Raw genomic sequence first — 15,721 nt, 5'->3', positions numbered from 1 at the left:
ATGCGTTATCAGAATATATTCTTTGACCTGGACGGAACCCTGACAGCTTCCGAAGAGGGCATCACAAAGGCAGTACAGTACGCCCTGGAGAAGCTGGGCGTGCCGGAGCCGGATTTGAATAAGCTGCGTCCCTTCATCGGGCCGCCCCTGATGGAATCCTTCGGAAAGTACTATACGCTGACAGAGGAGCAGAGCGAGCGGGGCTGTGCCTACTACCGGGAGTACTACGACCGCCAGGGTAAATACGAAAACCAGGTCTATCCGGGTATCCCGGGAATGCTGGACCGGCTGCGGGAAAAGGGCCACCGGGTCTATGTGGTGACTGCCAAGGGCGAGAACTTCGCCCGGGACATTCTTGACCACTTTGACCTGACCCGCCGTTTCGATGATATCGTGGGTCAGAAGGTGGACGGCCTTTCCATTCCCAAGGCAGATCTCATCCGTCAGATGCTGGAACAGCAGCAGATTTCGGAACTGTCCGGCACTGTCATGGTGGGCGATCGGGAAAACGACATGACTGCCGCTGCCGAGAGCGGCATCCACAGCATCGGCGCCCTGTACGGTTACGGAAGCCTGGAAGAACTCCGGAAAGCCGGCGCGGAGCGCATCGCCGGAAGCGTGGCGGAGCTGGAAGAGATGTTATTGGAAGAATAAAAAGTAAAATGTAGGGGCGGTAAAAGAAAAAAGGGTGAATATCTTACGGAAAATGGTGGAAATCTTAAGAAAGTGATAAGAAAGGATTGCGAAAGGCTGCATCATTGTGCTAAAATAGCAAAATCACTGCCTTCCAGGTTCCGGCGGGAGAAACGGGCCGGGAAGAGAAGAAAAGGAGAGTAATTATGAGTGATAACAATTTTAAGCCTTATATTCCGGCTGAGAAGTCTCTTCCGGAGTTTACGGCGACCTCTGTCATCCTCGGTATTCTGTTGGCTGTTCTGTTCGGCGGCGCAAACGCTTACCTGGGACTGAGAGTAGGTATGACAGTTTCCGCATCCATTCCGGCAGCGGTTATTTCCATGGGTGTCATCCGCGTCATCCTGAAGAAGGATTCCGTTCTGGAAAACAATATGGTACAGACCATCGGTTCCGCCGGTGAGTCCGTAGCTGCAGGCGCTATCTTCACCATGCCGGCCCTGTTCCTGTGGGCCAGCGAGTGGGGTACAAGCGCGCCGTCTCTGCCTGAGATTGCGATCATCGCTGCGATCGGCGGCTGCCTGGGCGTACTGTTCATGGTTCCCCTTCGTAAGGCTCTGATCGTGCAGGAGCACGGTACCCTTCCCTATCCGGAAGGACAGGCCTGCGCCGAGGTACTTCTGGCAGGCGAGGAAGGCGGAGAAAAAGCCGGTATCGTATTTAAGGGCCTGGGCCTGGCTGCAGTTTACAAGTTCGTTACAGACGGCCTGAAGCTGTTCCCCAGCGAGGTGCATTATGAGATTCCGGCTTACAAGGGATCCGGCGTCGGCATCGACGTGCTTCCGGCTCTGCTTGGCGTCGGCTATATCTGCGGAACCAAGATTTCTTCCTATCTGTTCGCAGGCGGTGTGCTGGGCTGGTTCGTGCTGATGCCGCTGATCGTTCTGTTCGGTCAGAATGTAACCCTGTTCCCGGCAGAGGTAAGCGTTGCTGAGCTGTACGCAGTGGACGGTTCCTTTGCTATCTGGAGCAACTATATCAAGTATATCGGCGCAGGCGCCGTAGCAGCAGGCGGTGTGATCAGCCTGATCAAGTCCCTGCCGCTGATCATCAGCACCTTCCGCGACGCTATAAAGGGCTATGGCAAGGGCAGCACCGGCAGCGACCTGCGTACGGATAAGGATCTTTCCATGAAGTTCATCGTTATCGGTATTGTAGCGCTTGCTCTGATTATCTGGCTGGTACCGATCGTACCGGTAAATCTGTTCAGCGCGTTCCTGATCGTCATCTTCGGTTTCTTCTTTGCAACCGTATCCTCCCGTATGGTAGGTCTGATCGGAAGCAGCAACAACCCGGTATCCGGTATGACCATTGCTACCCTGCTTATAACAGCTATGATTCTGAAGGCTACCGGCCAGGTTGGACAGGCTGGTATGACAGCAGCCATTGCGATTGGCTCTGTAATCTGTATCACAGCAGCCATTGCAGGCGATACTTCTCAGGACCTGAAGACCGGATACATCGTAGGAGCGACACCCTGGCGTCAGCAGATTGGTGAGCTGATTGGTGTTATCGCGTCTGCCATTGCCATCGGCGGTATTCTGTACCTGCTGAACGCGGCATGGGGCTACGGTTCCACTGAGCTTCCGGCTCCCCAGGCAACTCTGATGAAGATGATCGTTGAAGGCGTTATGGGCGGCAACCTGCCCTGGAACCTGGTATTCGCAGGCGCGTTCATCGGTATCGTGGTTGAGGTTCTTGGCATCCCGGTACTTCCCTTTGCCGTAGGTCTGTATCTGCCGATTCACCTGAGCACCCCGATGATGATCGGTGGTCTGGTTCGTCTCTTCCTTGAGAAGCGTAAGAACATGGACGAGAAGGCAAAGAAGGACATGATCGATAACGGCGTGCTGTACTGCTCTGGTCTGATCGCAGGTGAGGGTCTGATTGGTATTCTGCTGGCAGTATTTGCTATCATCCCCATGGCAGACGGCTCCCTGGGTGAGTTCCTGGGTACCATTGTATCCGGTACTCCGATCAACAGCAACATCGGCGGTCTGGTATTCTTTGCGCTGCTGACTGCGACCCTGTTCAAGGTTACCATTGGCAGAAAGAAGAAATAAATGAAGAAAAAGAAGAATTATCTGGATTATGTGCCGGTTTGCGCGCCGGGTTACAACTGGAAGCTGAACGAAAAGAAGCAGGTGGAGATAGAAGTGCAGAACAAGGGCTTCTATAACTGGCTGGCACAGAAGTTTTTCAAACGGCCCAAGGTGAGCTACATCAGTCTGGACGAATACGGCAGCTTTGTATGGCAGAAGATGGATGGCCAGCGGACCATCTACGACATCAGCTTCCTGGTAAAGGAGCGCTACGGCGAGGAGGCGGAACCGCTTCTTCCCAGACTTACGAAGTTTTTCCAGATTCTGTATCAGAATCATTACATCGGATACAGTACGCCGCTGGAGAAATAAAACGAAGAAATCATAAAATCTTAAGAATCGGCAGCAGCCCTTCCTCCCGGAGGGCTGTTGCCTTTTTTATGAAAACAGGGTAAGATAACAGAAAAAGAACGGCAGCAAAGGAGAAGGAGACCATGGGAAGATTTTTCCGCAGGCTGTTTACAATCATCGGAATCGCAGTGGTACTGGCAGGAATGCTGGTTTTTCTCGACCGCTTTTTCGTGTGGAACAGCGTACAGTGGGTGGAAGGTACGGCGGAGCCTCCGCAGGTGGCGGTGGCAGAGCCGGCAGAGGAGCTTCCGGCGGAGGGGCCTGGGGCTTTGGAAGAGACTACGGAGGATGGGGAAGAGGCAGCGGAAGAGGAACAGACACAGGATTCGGAGATTTCCCTACTGTTTGCGGGAGATCTCTTTCTGACGGATGTGCTGCAGACCAAGTACCGACAGCAGGGCATCGGGGCGGCGGCCTCCGACGAACTTTTGCAGACGACCCGGAACGCAGATATCTTTATGCTGAACGAGGAATTCCCCTTTGGCACCACCGGTGAGGCCATGGAGGACAAGGAATATACCTTCCGGGTGGATCCGGGCTTTGTTTCCGTTCTGCCGGAGCTGGGCGTGGACATCGTAACCCTGGCCAATAATCATATGCTGGACTTCGGACGGGGCCCCCTGACGGAGACTCTGGAAGTGCTGGATCAGAACAGGATTCTCCATGTGGGAGCCGGACAGAATCTGGATGAGGCCAGCGCTCTGAAGACCATAGAAGCGGGCGGAAAAACCATTGGCTTTCTGGGAGCCACCCGGGTGATCCCGGAGCATTCCTGGAACGCTTCCTCGGGAAATTCCGGACTCTTCACCACCTATGACGCCACCCGGCTTCTGAGTGAGATCCGGGCTGCCAGGGAGCAGTGCGACTATGTGGTAGTCTATGTCCACTGGGGCATCGAGCGGAATACGGAGCCCGAGGACTATCAGAAGTCCCTGGCACGCCAGTACATCGACGTCGGGGCGGATGCGGTCATTGGGGCCCATCCCCATGTGCTCCAGGGCATCGAGTACTATAACGGAAAACCCATTTTTTACAGCCTGGGAAATTTCATTTTCGCCAACCGCACCTATGAGACCATGATGGCGGAGCTGACCCTGTCGGAGGAGGGCGTGGGCGTGCGGGTGTTTCCCTGCGTCAGCGTCTCCAATCAGATGGGGCTGATGCCGGAGTCAGAGCGGTCGGCCTTTTATGAAAACCTCCGGAATTTGTCCTTTGGAGTGAACATTCAGGGCGATGGAACGGTGATACCATAAATTATCTGAAAAGTTGAAAATATATGAACAATTAAAAGAAATTTAAAATATTGAAAAAAGTGCTTGCATTTTTTCCGGCCTTATTATATACTAAACAAGTCGCAAGCGAGCGGCACAAAAGTTTATAAGATGGTCGATTGGTCAAGCGGTTAAGACGTCGCCCTCTCACGGCGAAAACAGGGGTTCGATTCCCCTATCGACTGCTGAAAAGTTTCTGGATTTGGGGTACCCTCCGTAAGGAAGGTGCCCCAAAGGCTTTTGTATCTCAATGAAATATTGTTGTGTGAATACGGTGTAGCCTTGTGGCTATGCCGTTTTTGCCTTTAAGAAAGGCTTTTTGCTGATGTGCTCTTGGAAGTATTCTTCCATTTCTTCGGCTGTGAGGGTGTTGGGACGAGTAACCTGTTTTACTTTGTCAATGAACCTTTGTAAGCCTTCGGTTTTAATTTTTGCATTTTCAAGCTCATCTTCCAAAATGGGGATACGATCTTTTAACTCGCTCTGCTCATTTTCAAGGGACACCGACATTGTGGCAAATTGCTCGTCGCTGATTTTGCCAGTTGCGTTATCCTCGTAGAGCTTTTGAAATGGCTGGATACGGAGTAGACCGTATTGCCGATTTCCATATCAAAGTTGATGGGATACGGATACCTGCTTTCACGAAACCATTCGATACGCTCCTCCTTTGTCATGGAGAGAAGCATTTTCGTCGTTTCGTCAATCGCTTCGTGAATATCTCTGTAATCGTCGCAGGGGGAGCCCTGCTCGTCAAGATAAAGAATATTGTCTGTCATCGTGACTATTTTGTTATACTAACTGCCGAACACTCCGCTATCGGCAAATACATGTCGAATTTTTCTAAAATTCATTGTAATTATTCCGATAATGTGATATGCTAAATTTATATAAGTAGCCCTCAAATCAGGAGGTATGAAAGATGGAATATTTAACAGTTACACAGGCGGCGGAAAAATGGGGTATCTCTACCCGTCGTGTTCGTTTGCTTTGTGCCAAAGGTGAAATTGACGGAGTTATCCGCAAAGGAAAATTATATATGATACCTGCAGAAACAGAAAAACCGTTGGATAAACGAAAATTGCCTAACAAAAGAAAACGCGGCAGATTTGCAGATATACTAACTGAAATTGATATTAAAAAAGTTAAACTTGACGATATGCGTCCGCTTACTGCAGGCGAAACACAGCGTTTGCGTGATGAGTTTATGGTTGACTTCACTTATAATTCAAACGCTATTGAAGGCAACACGCTTACTTTGAAAGAGACCGCTATGGTGCTTGAAGGAATGACGATAGACCGTAAACCCTTGAAAGATCATCTTGAAGCTGTCGGGCACCGTGACGCATTCCTTTATATTGAAGATATTGCACAAAATAAGGCAAGATTGAGAGATACGGAAATCAAGGCGATTCATTCATTAGTACTAATGAACAGACCTGAAGATAAAGGAGTTTACCGCCGTATTCCTGTCACAATTGCAGGTGCATATACCGAACCGGTACAACCATTTCTCATTGAGCCGAAATTGACGGAGTTACTTGCCGAAAATGAAGAGCGTAAAAAGACAATGCATCCGATTGAACGCATTGCCCGTTTTCATCTCGAATTTGAAGGAATACACCCTTTTATAGACGGTAACGGCAGAACAGGTCGATTGATTTTAAATCTTGAGCTTATCCGTAACGGCTATCCCGCAATCAATGTGAAGTTTACTGACCGTAAACGCTATTATGATGCTTTTGATGCATTTTATTGTGACGGCAAAGCAGACGATATGGTGTTACTTGTTACAGAGTATGTAAACGAACGCCTTGACCGATATTTAGAAATTGTGAAAGAGTAAAAGCATTAGGAGAAACAAAATGAGTACAAATATATCAAAACAAAAGCGTGAGGACTTGCTGAATAAAATAAAAGAAATCCGAACCTTTATTGCTTCAGCTCCACAGGATGAGAATACTGGTAACCTGCTTTCTTATCTTTCTGATTTGGAGAAAGATGTAAACGGCAAGAAATATGGACTTGTATTCGAGGAACACCGTGAGGAAATTGACGAGGTGCTGGATACCCATACCCCGGTACTTACCGAAGAGAAAGAGCTGTTCATCGACAACGGCGGACAAATGAATTTTCTTATCGAGGGTGATAATCTTGCTTCTTTAAAACTGTTGCAAAAAACACATAAAAATAGTATGGATCTTATTTATATAGATCCGCCATACAATACTGGAAACAAGGATTTTATATACGACGATTGCTATGTTGATTCGGAAGATGGATTCAGACATTCAAAGTGGATTAGTTTTATGTCGAAAAGACTTGAAATTGCTCGTACTTTATTAACTGAAAGGGGCGTAATATTTATTCAGATAAGTGATATTGAATTATCACAGCTTCGTTTAATGTGTGATTCTGTTTTCGGCGAAGAAAATTTTTTGAATGTTATCAGTGTCAATATGAAAAATATTGCAGGAGCATCTGGTGGCGGAGAAGATAAAAAATTTAAGAAAAACTGCGAATACATACTTGTCTATGCGAAGAACTATTCATCGCTACCGCTATTCAATGGTCCTTATGAGTACAGAGAAATCTATTCCGTTGTAGAGCAATATAAATCGGAAGGCAAGAATTGGCATTATACTTCTGTTTTAGTTGATCGTGGAGAAAAAGAATATATTGGCTCGACAGTTGATGGTAACGGAGATGAGATTAAACTTTTTCGCCGGAAAAATGCAACTGTTAAATCCGTAAGGCAAGTTATGATTGACAAAAATATCAGCGAACAAGAAGTTTATTACAAATACGGACAACTTATTTTTGAAGCTAAAGATGCTCAATCATCAATCAGAACAAGAGTTATAAATGCCAAAAAACAATATGGAATATCTGATGACATTGTATCTATTGAATATATTCCTAAAACGGGTAAGAACAAAGGCCGTCTTTATGAACAGTTTTACAAGGGAGATAAGTGTCGTTTGTTTGCTTGGCTAGGAGATATATGTGAAAATATTGATGGGGCTCTTTATAAAAAAGATCTTCAAGGCACTTATTGGGACTATACATCAAGGATCAATAATTTGACAAAAGAAGGTAATGTTGAATTTGGCAACGGCAAAAAACCTATTGATTTGTTAAAAAGAATTATCTCTCTTTATCCTGATGATGACATAACGGTACTTGATTTCTTCGCAGGTTCAGGGTCAACAGGACATGCTGTAATATCTCAAAATATTGAAGATGAAGGAAATAGACAATTTATACTTTGCACAAATAATCAAAATAATATATGCAGGGAAAAAACATATCAAAGACTTTCAAATGTAATACGAGGTTATACCACAGAAAAAGGAAAAGTTTTTGAAGCAATGCCCGCAAGCCTTAAATATTATAAAGTTGACTATGTCCCCATTTCCGACCGTATGTATTACGAATATGCGGACGAGTTGTTAAAGCATATCCGTGAACTTGTCGAGCTTGAAAACGGTGTGAATTTCACGGGTAATGCAGAAATTGCTATCGTGCTGACCGAAGAAGAACTTGACGATTTTATTTCTCAACTTGAAAACAATACAAAATGTCAGAAATTATACTTAGGGAACGATATTTTGATGGATGCCCAGCAAGCACAAGCTATAAAAGATAGGAAAATCACAGTAAATATCATTCCTGACTACTATTACAAAGAATTGGAGGGCTAAAAAATGGATATTACCCTTGCAAATTTTCAGATAAAAGCTATCGCCGATTTAACTGAAGCGATGGAACAGTCGAATAGAGATATTATTCTCAAAAGCTGTACGGGAAGCGGAAAGACCATTATACTCACTCATTTTATGGATGAGTATTTAAAAAGTAATTATAAAACGGTGTTTATTTGGCTTACTCCCGGCAAAGGCAACCTTGAGGAACAAAGTAAAGAAAAAATGGATCGGTATATTCATGGTAGTCAAACAAAATTGCTTTCAGATATTATGACTGCTGGTTTTGAAGAAAACGACGCTTGCTTTATTAACTGGGAAAAGCTGACTAAGAAAGGAAACAATGCTTTAAAAGACAGCGAGCGCACAAACTTTATCGAACACATACGCAATGCTCTTGATAATGATTTGTGCTTTAAAATTATTGTTGATGAGTCCCACCAAAACGACACAATCAAAGCGGATGATATTATTGAGTTATTTCACTCTGATAAAATAATCCGCTGTTCTGCTACGCCTAAAAATTATAAGAACGCCATTTTAATCGATATTCCCGAAGAAGATGTTATTTCGGAAGGATTAATCAAAAAACTGCTTATTATTAATGAGAATTTTGAGCAGCATATCAGCGTGGATGATCAAATTACATATTTACTTGACAAGGCAATCACCAAGCAGAGGGAATTGCACTCAGAGTATTTAAATCGAAATGCTGAAATTAATCCCCTTATTATTGTGCAAATTCCGAACAAGTCAGATGCCCTTCTTGACAGAGTTGAAGAATATTTTGAAAGCAAAGGAATTACTTACGAGAACAATTTGCTTGCCGTATGGCTTTCAGACAAGAAACAAAACCTTGAAGATATTGAACAACCAAACACAGAACCTATCGCAGTCATTATCAAACAGGCTGTGGCTACAGGCTGGGATTGCCCTCGATCACAAATTCTTGTAAAGCTTCGTGATAACATGAGTGAAGTCTTTGAAATTCAGACAATCGGGCGAATCCGCCGTATGCCTGAAGCAAAGCATTATGAAAGTGATTTGCTTGATAGCTGTTATCTGTATACTTTAGATGAGAAGTTCACAGAAAGTGTAAAGCAGAATTTAGGAAAAGGGGCACTCGATGCATACAAGGTGTTTTTAAAGCCAGAGTATCGCTCATTGACACTTATCAGCGAATATAAAACCGATGTTCCATATCCTCGTGATGCAAAACTATCCCTTAAAGTAATATACAAGTATTTTGAAAAGAAATATCACATCACGGGCGATACGGCTAAAAATAAAACGCTATTGGAAGCACACGGTTATTCCTTTGCTGCGGATATTATCGACTATACGAAGTCGGGCTCTGTGAATACTTTATCAAAAGAAAATATAGCTGGCTTAAACGATATCTCGATACACGAGCCATTGAACACACATAAACACGGTAAGGAATATCATCATTGTGTTGCAGAGATAGGCTATAAAGTAAACCTGGATTACAATAGTACGAATACTATTATGCGTAAATTATTCCTTAATGGGTTGCGATGTGATTTTAAAATTCTAAAAATTGAAACAAAGGAACTTTATGCATTTATCATCAATAATGAACGTTTATTGGTTGAGGATGTTCGTGATGCTATGGCAGATGAGGCTTTGCAACTGACATTGGCAATTCCGAAAACAACAGAAAAGCCACTTGGTTTTCCATTGGAAATGATTTTCACCTATGACGGAACTGCAAAATCACAAGTTGAATTTTCGAAGAACGTATACAAGGGATATCTATCTTCTGCAGAAAATCGTTCCTTGCCTGAAAAACTTTTTGAACGCTATTGTGAGAACAGCAATAAAATTCAGTGGTTTTATAAGAATGGAGATAGGGGCATTGAATATTTCTCTATTGTTTATACGGATAACTTTGGAAAGCAAAAGTCTTTTTATCCTGACTATATTATCGGAACTACTGATGGTAAGATTTGGATAATAGAAACAAAAGGCGGATTTACTAAGACGGGTGACAGTGAGGATATTGATAAGTATACTGCCAAAGAGTTTAGAGTGCTAAAGTCTTACACCGAAAAATATAAGCTGCTTGGTGGTATCGTTCGGCAGGATAAGCAAAGTGGCGAACTTTGCATTTGTACAGAAACATATTCTGAGGATATAAAAAGTGACAGTTGGAAACTGCTATCTGATGTATTATAAGGGAGGCGAGATAAAAATGAGTAGTCAAGAACCAAAGAAAAAAGTTCCGATTTACTTTTATTATCTTACAATTTCAAAACAGAAGGATAGTGATGATTCTTCTACTTACGATATACAGCAGATCGTGGATTCCTTTTCAAAATTACTGTCATATATAACAACAAAGAATCTGACCGACAGGAAAAAGGACATTACAACTTCAGAAAAGGTTGTGTGGCTTGACTCGTATACAGATTTAAAAAATGGAAACTACAATATTATTTTTAAGTCCGCAAAATATAATCATGTTCGAAATGAAATAGATACAGATACAATGACTGAATTGGGGACTCGTAAGCGTCAGCAAGATGGTGATGAGGAAAAGACGCATCTATGTGTTCGCCTTGCTAAAGGACAGCACCGTTTTCTTGCGGTTCACGAGAGCAATCATTATGGTATATCTATAAATTGTATTATTGACTACCTCAACACACAATTTGCAAATTATAACGAAGATAGTGAGGATAAGTATCATTATACGCTATCTCACGAAATTATGCCAGGAGACGATTTCCTTTCCTCATTGAAAAATGCCAGAACAACATCAGCTCTAAAATTAACTGTCAGCAAAGAGGATATAAAGGATGATTTTATGCAATTTGCAAATCGTGATGATATAGATGATGAAGTTGAAATTTGGCTCAAGCGACCTAAAGGAGCCAAAAAGTTTCCTGATAATCTTATTAAAGCATATTATGATGATTTACAAAGTAATAATAGAATAAAGAAAATTTCTGTTAAGGGAACAAACGCTTCTGGTCAATTTGAAGTCGATACAGACCTTATGAAGATGAAACATTATTTATCTGTTCAGTCTGAAGTTATAACAAATGAGGTGAATAGTGCTGATTTCTTTGACAAAGCGCAGGTGTTTATAGAAGAAATGAGGAATAAAAAATGAAAAGTATAATATTTGTTCCACTTAAAGATTATTTTATTTCAAGGAAAAAAGTCTTTACTAAATTCCTCGTTCCAATGTTGATTGCTTTGGCTGCATTATTATTAGCAATATGCTTCAATATCGGTAATTCAGAAAAAGTTTTGGTGACCTTTTCTGGATTTGTAGGTACACAAATAAATATCGTAGCAATTTTAATTTCTTTTTCTGTAGCGATAATTACAATTTTAGTATCTTCAGATAACAAGAATATACAACACTTAAAAGAAACCGAGTCAAACAAAAAGCAATATAAGCCGGTTAATGGAAAGCAATTATCCTTATTTCAGATTTTACTTTCCAACATAGCTTATAATGTTATTATTGAGATTATATATTTAGTAGGGCTTATTACACTTTCTCTCGTGCAGAATCTTTTGCCGATTGTAACTTTAAAATACATTACATCTATTTGTATCTTTATTATCTTACATATATTATTTGTATTGCTTGAATCGGTAGCACAAATGTATCTTACTTTTTGGGCAAATAAAAAATAACTAATGAAGGATGTGTTGCAGTAACGATTTAAAAATCGCTACTGCAACCCTTTTATTTTAAGAAAAAACGTTTAGATTTAGCTCTTTTCCCTATCCGTTGTTGATTTTGAGCATACTTACCCAGACCTTCTTTGAAGAAGACCTTTTTTGTTAATGAAAAATGAAAAATAGAAAGCAGCTACTTGACAGGAAAAGGGAAGTATGTTATAAAATTAACGGAATAAGTGCCGACCACCGTAATGTGGAATCGGTGAAAAGAGAAACGGGTGGGAATCCCGTGCGGTGCCGCCGCTGTAAGCGCGAAAGAAAGGCCGTTTTCTTTCACTGCCCAGACCAGCAGAGACTGGAATCCGGGGTGGGAAGGAAGAAGACAGACAGGGCCAGCGCAAGCCAGAAGACCTGCTTATTCTGCTTTTGCTGTCACGGTCCATGACATTTGCGAAAGATAAAGGGCGCAGTGCGTCCGGATGCCGAATACGGGTGCATCTTCTGATTTGGATAGATCAGAGGGTGCTTTTTTTATGGAATAAGGAATTCTATTAGAATTCCTTATTCCATAAAAAGCAAGCAGAGCTTGCATAGATGCGCACTCGGCGCAATGGCAGATGGTTGCTGAAGCAACCGCGCCTCGGCGCGAGAACGTGCCGATGGCACATTCTATTTATGGACGAATCATTTTACAGAACGAAGGAGAAGAAACATGAAGAAGAGAGTAGTAAGCGTATTGTTAAGCACCTGCCTTGTGGCTGGTATGCTGGCAGGCTGTGGTTCCAAGACTGCGGATACCACAACCACCACTGCGGAGGAGACCACAGAGGATGCAGAAAGTACCGACGCAGCTGATGAGACGGTCGATGCAGACAGCGATTATGAGCCGGTTACCATTACCCTGAACCTGGAGCGTTCCGGACTGGGCGAGAACGTAGAGTATACCATCACCAAAATGCCCTCCGCTGTGGTAGCTTCCGGTGACCAGATGGCAGACTTTTTCTTTGATCTGGGACTGCAGGATCAGATGGCAGGCTATACCAAGGGCTCCTGCTGGAGTACGGCTTCTGAGTATCCGGCCCGCGATCAGGTTCCCCAGCTGATGAACCCGGGCGAAGGCCTGACAAATCTGTCCAAGGAAGAGCTGCTGGCAACCGGCTGCGATTTCCTGATGGCCTGGGATTCCACATTTTCCGATAAGAATTTCAATAAGGATTTCTGCGATGAGAATGGTATCGCCATGTATTTCCCGTATGTGTGCACAGACAGCGCAACCTTTGCGGATCTGTATAAGGACTACGAAACTCTGGGCGAGATCTTCAAGGTGCAGGATCTGGCAGCTGAGAAGGTACAGGCTATGAAGGATACCCTGCAGGAGGTGCAGGACGCTCTGGGCGATGAGGCCTATGAGAATCCGGTAAAAGTATTTGCTTATGATTCCGGAGAGGATGTACCGTTTACTGCTTGCCAGGGTATGCCGGGCGATATCATCAAGAAGGCCGGCGGTATCTCCATCTTCGATGATATTGAAGCAGGCTGGGCAAAGCCCTCCTGGGAGGAAGTGGTAGAGCGTGATCCGGATGTGATTCTGATTCTGGAGTATACCGGAGACGATGTGGCTGAGAAGCGGGAGTTCCTGGAGACCAATGAGTTCACCAAGGATCTGCGCGCCGTAAAGGAAGGCAGAATCTACTCCGTATGCTGCAGCGATATGCAGGGAAGCGCAGGAAGCGCCAACGCGGTTAAGGCCATTGCCGAGCAGCTGTATCCGGATAAATTCTAACAGGGGAAAGACAGGGGAGTGAAAGCTCCCCGTTTTTCTTGCTCATTCTATTTGTGTTCTTGAAGGAGGAATCTATGAAAGGAACAGTAAAATCGGGCAAAGGCCGCTTCCTTGTGACGCTGCTGCTGGTATTGCTGCTGATTGCCGCGGTATTGACCATATCGGTAACCATCGGTGCGGTGAACGTCTCGGCAGGCGATATTGGAAAAATTCTTGTAAATAAGATCTCCGGGAAGGATATCTTTCGGATTGCCTGGGAGGGCAAGACAGAAAATATTATCTGGAATATCCGTTTTCCCCGCGTGTTGATGGCCTTTATCGTAGGCGCGGGACTGGCGCTGTGCGGCGTTCTGATGCAGGCGCTGACCAAGAATCCCCTGGCAGATCCCTATGTGCTGGGTATCTCCTCCGGAGCTTCTGCCGGGGCAGTCTGCGCGATCCTGCTTGGCTGGTTCAGCTTTATGGGCGGATATTCGGTTATCTTTGGAGCTACGGCGGGAGCGGCTGTCTCCATCTGTCTGTCTCTCAGCATTGCGTCGATCCATGGCCGGATTACCTCGACGCAGCTGGTTCTGGCGGGTATCGCGACTTCCGCCCTGTTCTCGGCCTTTACCAATCTGATGGTATATGGAATCAATACGGGATCGGATAAGGCGAAGATGGCGCTCTATTGGATGGTAGGATCCTTAAGCGGAGCCACCTGGAGCAAGCTGAGATATGTGGTGGTGGTTGGCGTTGTGGTAATCGTGGTCATTTTCCTGTTCGCGAAGGAGCTGGACGTATTGCTTCTGGGCGACGACGTGGCGGAGACCCTGGGCGTGGATACCCGGAAAATGAAACTGGTTATCATTGTGGCTTCCACGATTCTGACCGGCGTTGTCGTATCGGTCAGCGGCGTGATCGGATTTGTGGGGCTGGTCGTACCCCATATCATGCGGAGCTTTGTGGGATCCGGACACAGACGGCTGATTCCCATGGCGATTCTGGGAGGCGGACTCTTTACGATGCTTACCGATCTGATTTCACGTACCATCATTGCTCCGTCTGAACTGCCCATCGGCGTGGTAGCGGCTTTTTTCGGCGCGCCCTTCTTCCTGTATCTGATTCGTCGGGGCAATATGGGAAAAAAGTAGAGGAGGCAGAATATGAGTTTACAGGTAAAAAATCTGGATTATCAGATAGGCGGAAAAAGCATTCTGGAACAAATCTGCCTGGAGGTACAGGACGGCGAGTTCGTAGGATTGGTCGGACCGAACGGCTGCGGCAAATCCACCCTCCTCAAAAATATCTACCGGACCTACAAGCCGGGCCGGGGTACCGTTTTTCTGAATGAAAAGGATGTGCTGGATTTTTCCTTCAAAAAAATGGCCGGGGAAATGGCAGTCATGGCTCAGGAGAATCATGTGGAATTCGACTTCGAGGTGCGGGACATGGTCATGTTTGGCCGGTACGCCAAGAAGAAATTCCTGCAGGGGGATTCGGCGGAGGATAAGAAGCTCTGTGAAAAATGTCTGAAGGAAGTGGGACTGTCCGGTTATGAGCACCGTTCCTACTTGAGCCTGTCCGGCGGCGAGAAGCAGCGGGTACTGCTGGCCCGGGTGATGATGCAGGAGAGCGCCTTTATCGTGCTGGATGAGCCCACCAACCATCTGGACGTGAGCTATCAGTATCAGATTATGGATATCTTAAAGGGGCAGGATGTGACGGTGTTTTCATCTATCCATGACCTGAACCTGGCGGCCCTGTACTGTGATAAGATCATCTTTATGTATCAGGGGAAAATCGTGGATTACGGCACACCGGAGCAGGTGCTGACCCGGGAAAATCTCAGGGAATACTTCCGAATCGAAGCGCAGATTACGAAAAATACAGCCACGGGAAAGCAGCAGATCTATTATCTGCCAGGCTGGATAAAAAGCGGAAAAAAGGCTTGACAAAACCAGTTTCCCTGCCTATAATGAACCCAGATTTACACATAAACCAAAAGGCTTTGACGGGAACAAGTAGAAGTCGGAGGGAGCGGACAGAAAGCAGCCGGGCGATGAGAGGCGCGCGTATCTCCTGATTTTGAATACATCCCCGAGCTTCGCACCGAACCCATTTCCGGAAGCGTTTTCCGGGGCAGGAAGTAGGCTGCGACGGAATCCCGCACCCGTT

At 45.0% G+C, this 15,721-nt stretch carries 14 protein-coding genes, 1 tRNA gene and 1 riboswitch; of the genes, 13 read left to right on the top strand and 2 right to left on the bottom strand.

Features of this window, described 5'->3' with window-relative positions:
* The 5 genes from H8S44_RS14555 to H8S44_RS14535 all read left to right on the top strand — a co-directional run bounded on the left by H8S44_RS14555 (position 1) and on the right by H8S44_RS14535 (position 4,602).
* Positions 1-654, top strand: a complete 654-nt coding sequence (locus H8S44_RS14555) for an HAD hydrolase-like protein (protein ID WP_186873919.1) — start codon at positions 1-3, stop codon at positions 652-654.
* 182 nt (positions 655-836) lie between these two features.
* Complete coding sequence (locus H8S44_RS14550; RefSeq protein WP_334297575.1) at positions 837-2,756, top strand: OPT family oligopeptide transporter; 1,920 nt, start codon at positions 837-839, stop codon at positions 2,754-2,756.
* Positions 2,757-3,107: a PqqD family protein gene (locus H8S44_RS14545; RefSeq protein ID WP_186873917.1), complete on the top strand. Its 351-nt coding sequence runs from the start codon at positions 2,757-2,759 to the stop codon at positions 3,105-3,107.
* 122 nt (positions 3,108-3,229) lie between these two features.
* Entirely contained in the window at positions 3,230-4,399 is a 1,170-nt protein-coding gene (locus tag H8S44_RS14540; RefSeq protein ID WP_186873916.1) for a CapA family protein, read from the top strand.
* A gap of 131 nt (positions 4,400-4,530) precedes the next feature.
* A tRNA-Glu gene (locus H8S44_RS14535) sits at positions 4,531-4,602 on the top strand.
* Positions 4,603-4,705: 103 nt separating this feature from the next.
* Here the strand turns inward: H8S44_RS14535 and H8S44_RS14530 are convergent.
* Complete coding sequence (locus H8S44_RS14530) at positions 4,706-4,873, bottom strand: hypothetical protein (protein ID WP_186873915.1); 168 nt, start codon at positions 4,871-4,873, stop codon at positions 4,706-4,708.
* A 17-nt stretch (positions 4,874-4,890) separates the two neighbouring features.
* Positions 4,891-5,193: a hypothetical protein gene (locus tag H8S44_RS14525; protein WP_186873914.1), complete on the bottom strand. Its 303-nt coding sequence runs from the start codon at positions 5,191-5,193 to the stop codon at positions 4,891-4,893.
* 143 nt (positions 5,194-5,336) lie between these two features.
* Here H8S44_RS14525 and H8S44_RS14520 point away from each other — a divergent pair, with 143 nt between their 5' ends.
* The 8 genes from H8S44_RS14520 (at position 5,337) to H8S44_RS14485 (ending at position 15,498) form a co-directional block, all read left to right on the top strand.
* Complete coding sequence (locus H8S44_RS14520; RefSeq protein WP_186873913.1) at positions 5,337-6,260, top strand: Fic family protein; 924 nt, start codon at positions 5,337-5,339, stop codon at positions 6,258-6,260.
* A gap of 19 nt (positions 6,261-6,279) precedes the next feature.
* Entirely contained in the window at positions 6,280-8,118 is a 1,839-nt protein-coding gene (locus H8S44_RS14515; protein WP_186873912.1) for a site-specific DNA-methyltransferase, read from the top strand.
* Between the two features lie 3 nt (positions 8,119-8,121).
* Complete coding sequence (locus tag H8S44_RS14510; RefSeq protein ID WP_186873911.1) at positions 8,122-10,317, top strand: DEAD/DEAH box helicase; 2,196 nt, start codon at positions 8,122-8,124, stop codon at positions 10,315-10,317.
* A 16-nt stretch (positions 10,318-10,333) separates the two neighbouring features.
* The gene (locus H8S44_RS14505; RefSeq protein ID WP_186873910.1) at positions 10,334-11,257 is read left to right on the top strand and encodes a hypothetical protein; all 924 of its coding nucleotides are present in this window, start codon (positions 10,334-10,336) and stop codon (positions 11,255-11,257) included.
* Positions 11,254-11,793: a hypothetical protein gene (locus H8S44_RS14500; protein WP_186873909.1), complete on the top strand. Its 540-nt coding sequence runs from the start codon at positions 11,254-11,256 to the stop codon at positions 11,791-11,793. The genes H8S44_RS14505 and H8S44_RS14500 overlap by 4 nt, the downstream gene beginning before the upstream one ends.
* 205 nt (positions 11,794-11,998) lie before the next feature.
* Positions 11,999-12,214, top strand: a riboswitch (cobalamin riboswitch).
* A gap of 279 nt (positions 12,215-12,493) precedes the next feature.
* Positions 12,494-13,564, top strand: coding sequence for an ABC transporter substrate-binding protein (locus tag H8S44_RS14495; protein ID WP_186873908.1), 1,071 nt, complete (start codon positions 12,494-12,496; stop codon positions 13,562-13,564).
* A 74-nt stretch (positions 13,565-13,638) separates the two neighbouring features.
* The gene (locus tag H8S44_RS14490; protein WP_186873907.1) at positions 13,639-14,697 is read left to right on the top strand and encodes a FecCD family ABC transporter permease; all 1,059 of its coding nucleotides are present in this window, start codon (positions 13,639-13,641) and stop codon (positions 14,695-14,697) included.
* 12 nt (positions 14,698-14,709) lie between these two features.
* Entirely contained in the window at positions 14,710-15,498 is a 789-nt protein-coding gene (locus tag H8S44_RS14485) for an ABC transporter ATP-binding protein (protein WP_186873906.1), read from the top strand.
* Positions 15,499-15,721 lie beyond the last annotated feature (223 nt).

It is taken from the genome of Anaerosacchariphilus hominis, assembly GCF_014290175.1.
GTDB lineage: Bacteria > Bacillota > Clostridia > Lachnospirales > Lachnospiraceae > Laedolimicola > Laedolimicola hominis.
The sequence above is the reverse complement of the archived record's forward strand: the minus strand, read 5'-3'. Positions and strand labels throughout refer to the sequence as shown.

What these genes read in the sequence shown, in the direction of transcription:
- H8S44_RS14555 (WP_186873919.1), top strand. Translation starts at nt 1, where the DNA reads ATGCGTTATCAGAATATATTCTTTGACCTGGACGGAACCCTGACAGCT.
- H8S44_RS14545 (WP_186873917.1), top strand. Translation starts at nt 2,757, where the DNA reads ATGAAGAAAAAGAAGAATTATCTGGATTATGTGCCGGTTTGCGCGCCG.
- H8S44_RS14540 (WP_186873916.1), top strand. Translation starts at nt 3,230, where the DNA reads ATGGGAAGATTTTTCCGCAGGCTGTTTACAATCATCGGAATCGCAGTG.
- H8S44_RS14525 (WP_186873914.1), bottom strand. Translation starts at nt 5,193, where the DNA reads ATGACAGACAATATTCTTTATCTTGACGAGCAGGGCTCCCCCTGCGAC.
- H8S44_RS14520 (WP_186873913.1), top strand. Translation starts at nt 5,337, where the DNA reads ATGGAATATTTAACAGTTACACAGGCGGCGGAAAAATGGGGTATCTCT.
- H8S44_RS14515 (WP_186873912.1), top strand. Translation starts at nt 6,280, where the DNA reads ATGAGTACAAATATATCAAAACAAAAGCGTGAGGACTTGCTGAATAAA.
- H8S44_RS14510 (WP_186873911.1), top strand. Translation starts at nt 8,122, where the DNA reads ATGGATATTACCCTTGCAAATTTTCAGATAAAAGCTATCGCCGATTTA.
- H8S44_RS14505 (WP_186873910.1), top strand. Translation starts at nt 10,334, where the DNA reads ATGAGTAGTCAAGAACCAAAGAAAAAAGTTCCGATTTACTTTTATTAT.
- H8S44_RS14500 (WP_186873909.1), top strand. Translation starts at nt 11,254, where the DNA reads ATGAAAAGTATAATATTTGTTCCACTTAAAGATTATTTTATTTCAAGG.
- H8S44_RS14495 (WP_186873908.1), top strand. Translation starts at nt 12,494, where the DNA reads ATGAAGAAGAGAGTAGTAAGCGTATTGTTAAGCACCTGCCTTGTGGCT.
- H8S44_RS14490 (WP_186873907.1), top strand. Translation starts at nt 13,639, where the DNA reads ATGAAAGGAACAGTAAAATCGGGCAAAGGCCGCTTCCTTGTGACGCTG.
- H8S44_RS14485 (WP_186873906.1), top strand. Translation starts at nt 14,710, where the DNA reads ATGAGTTTACAGGTAAAAAATCTGGATTATCAGATAGGCGGAAAAAGC.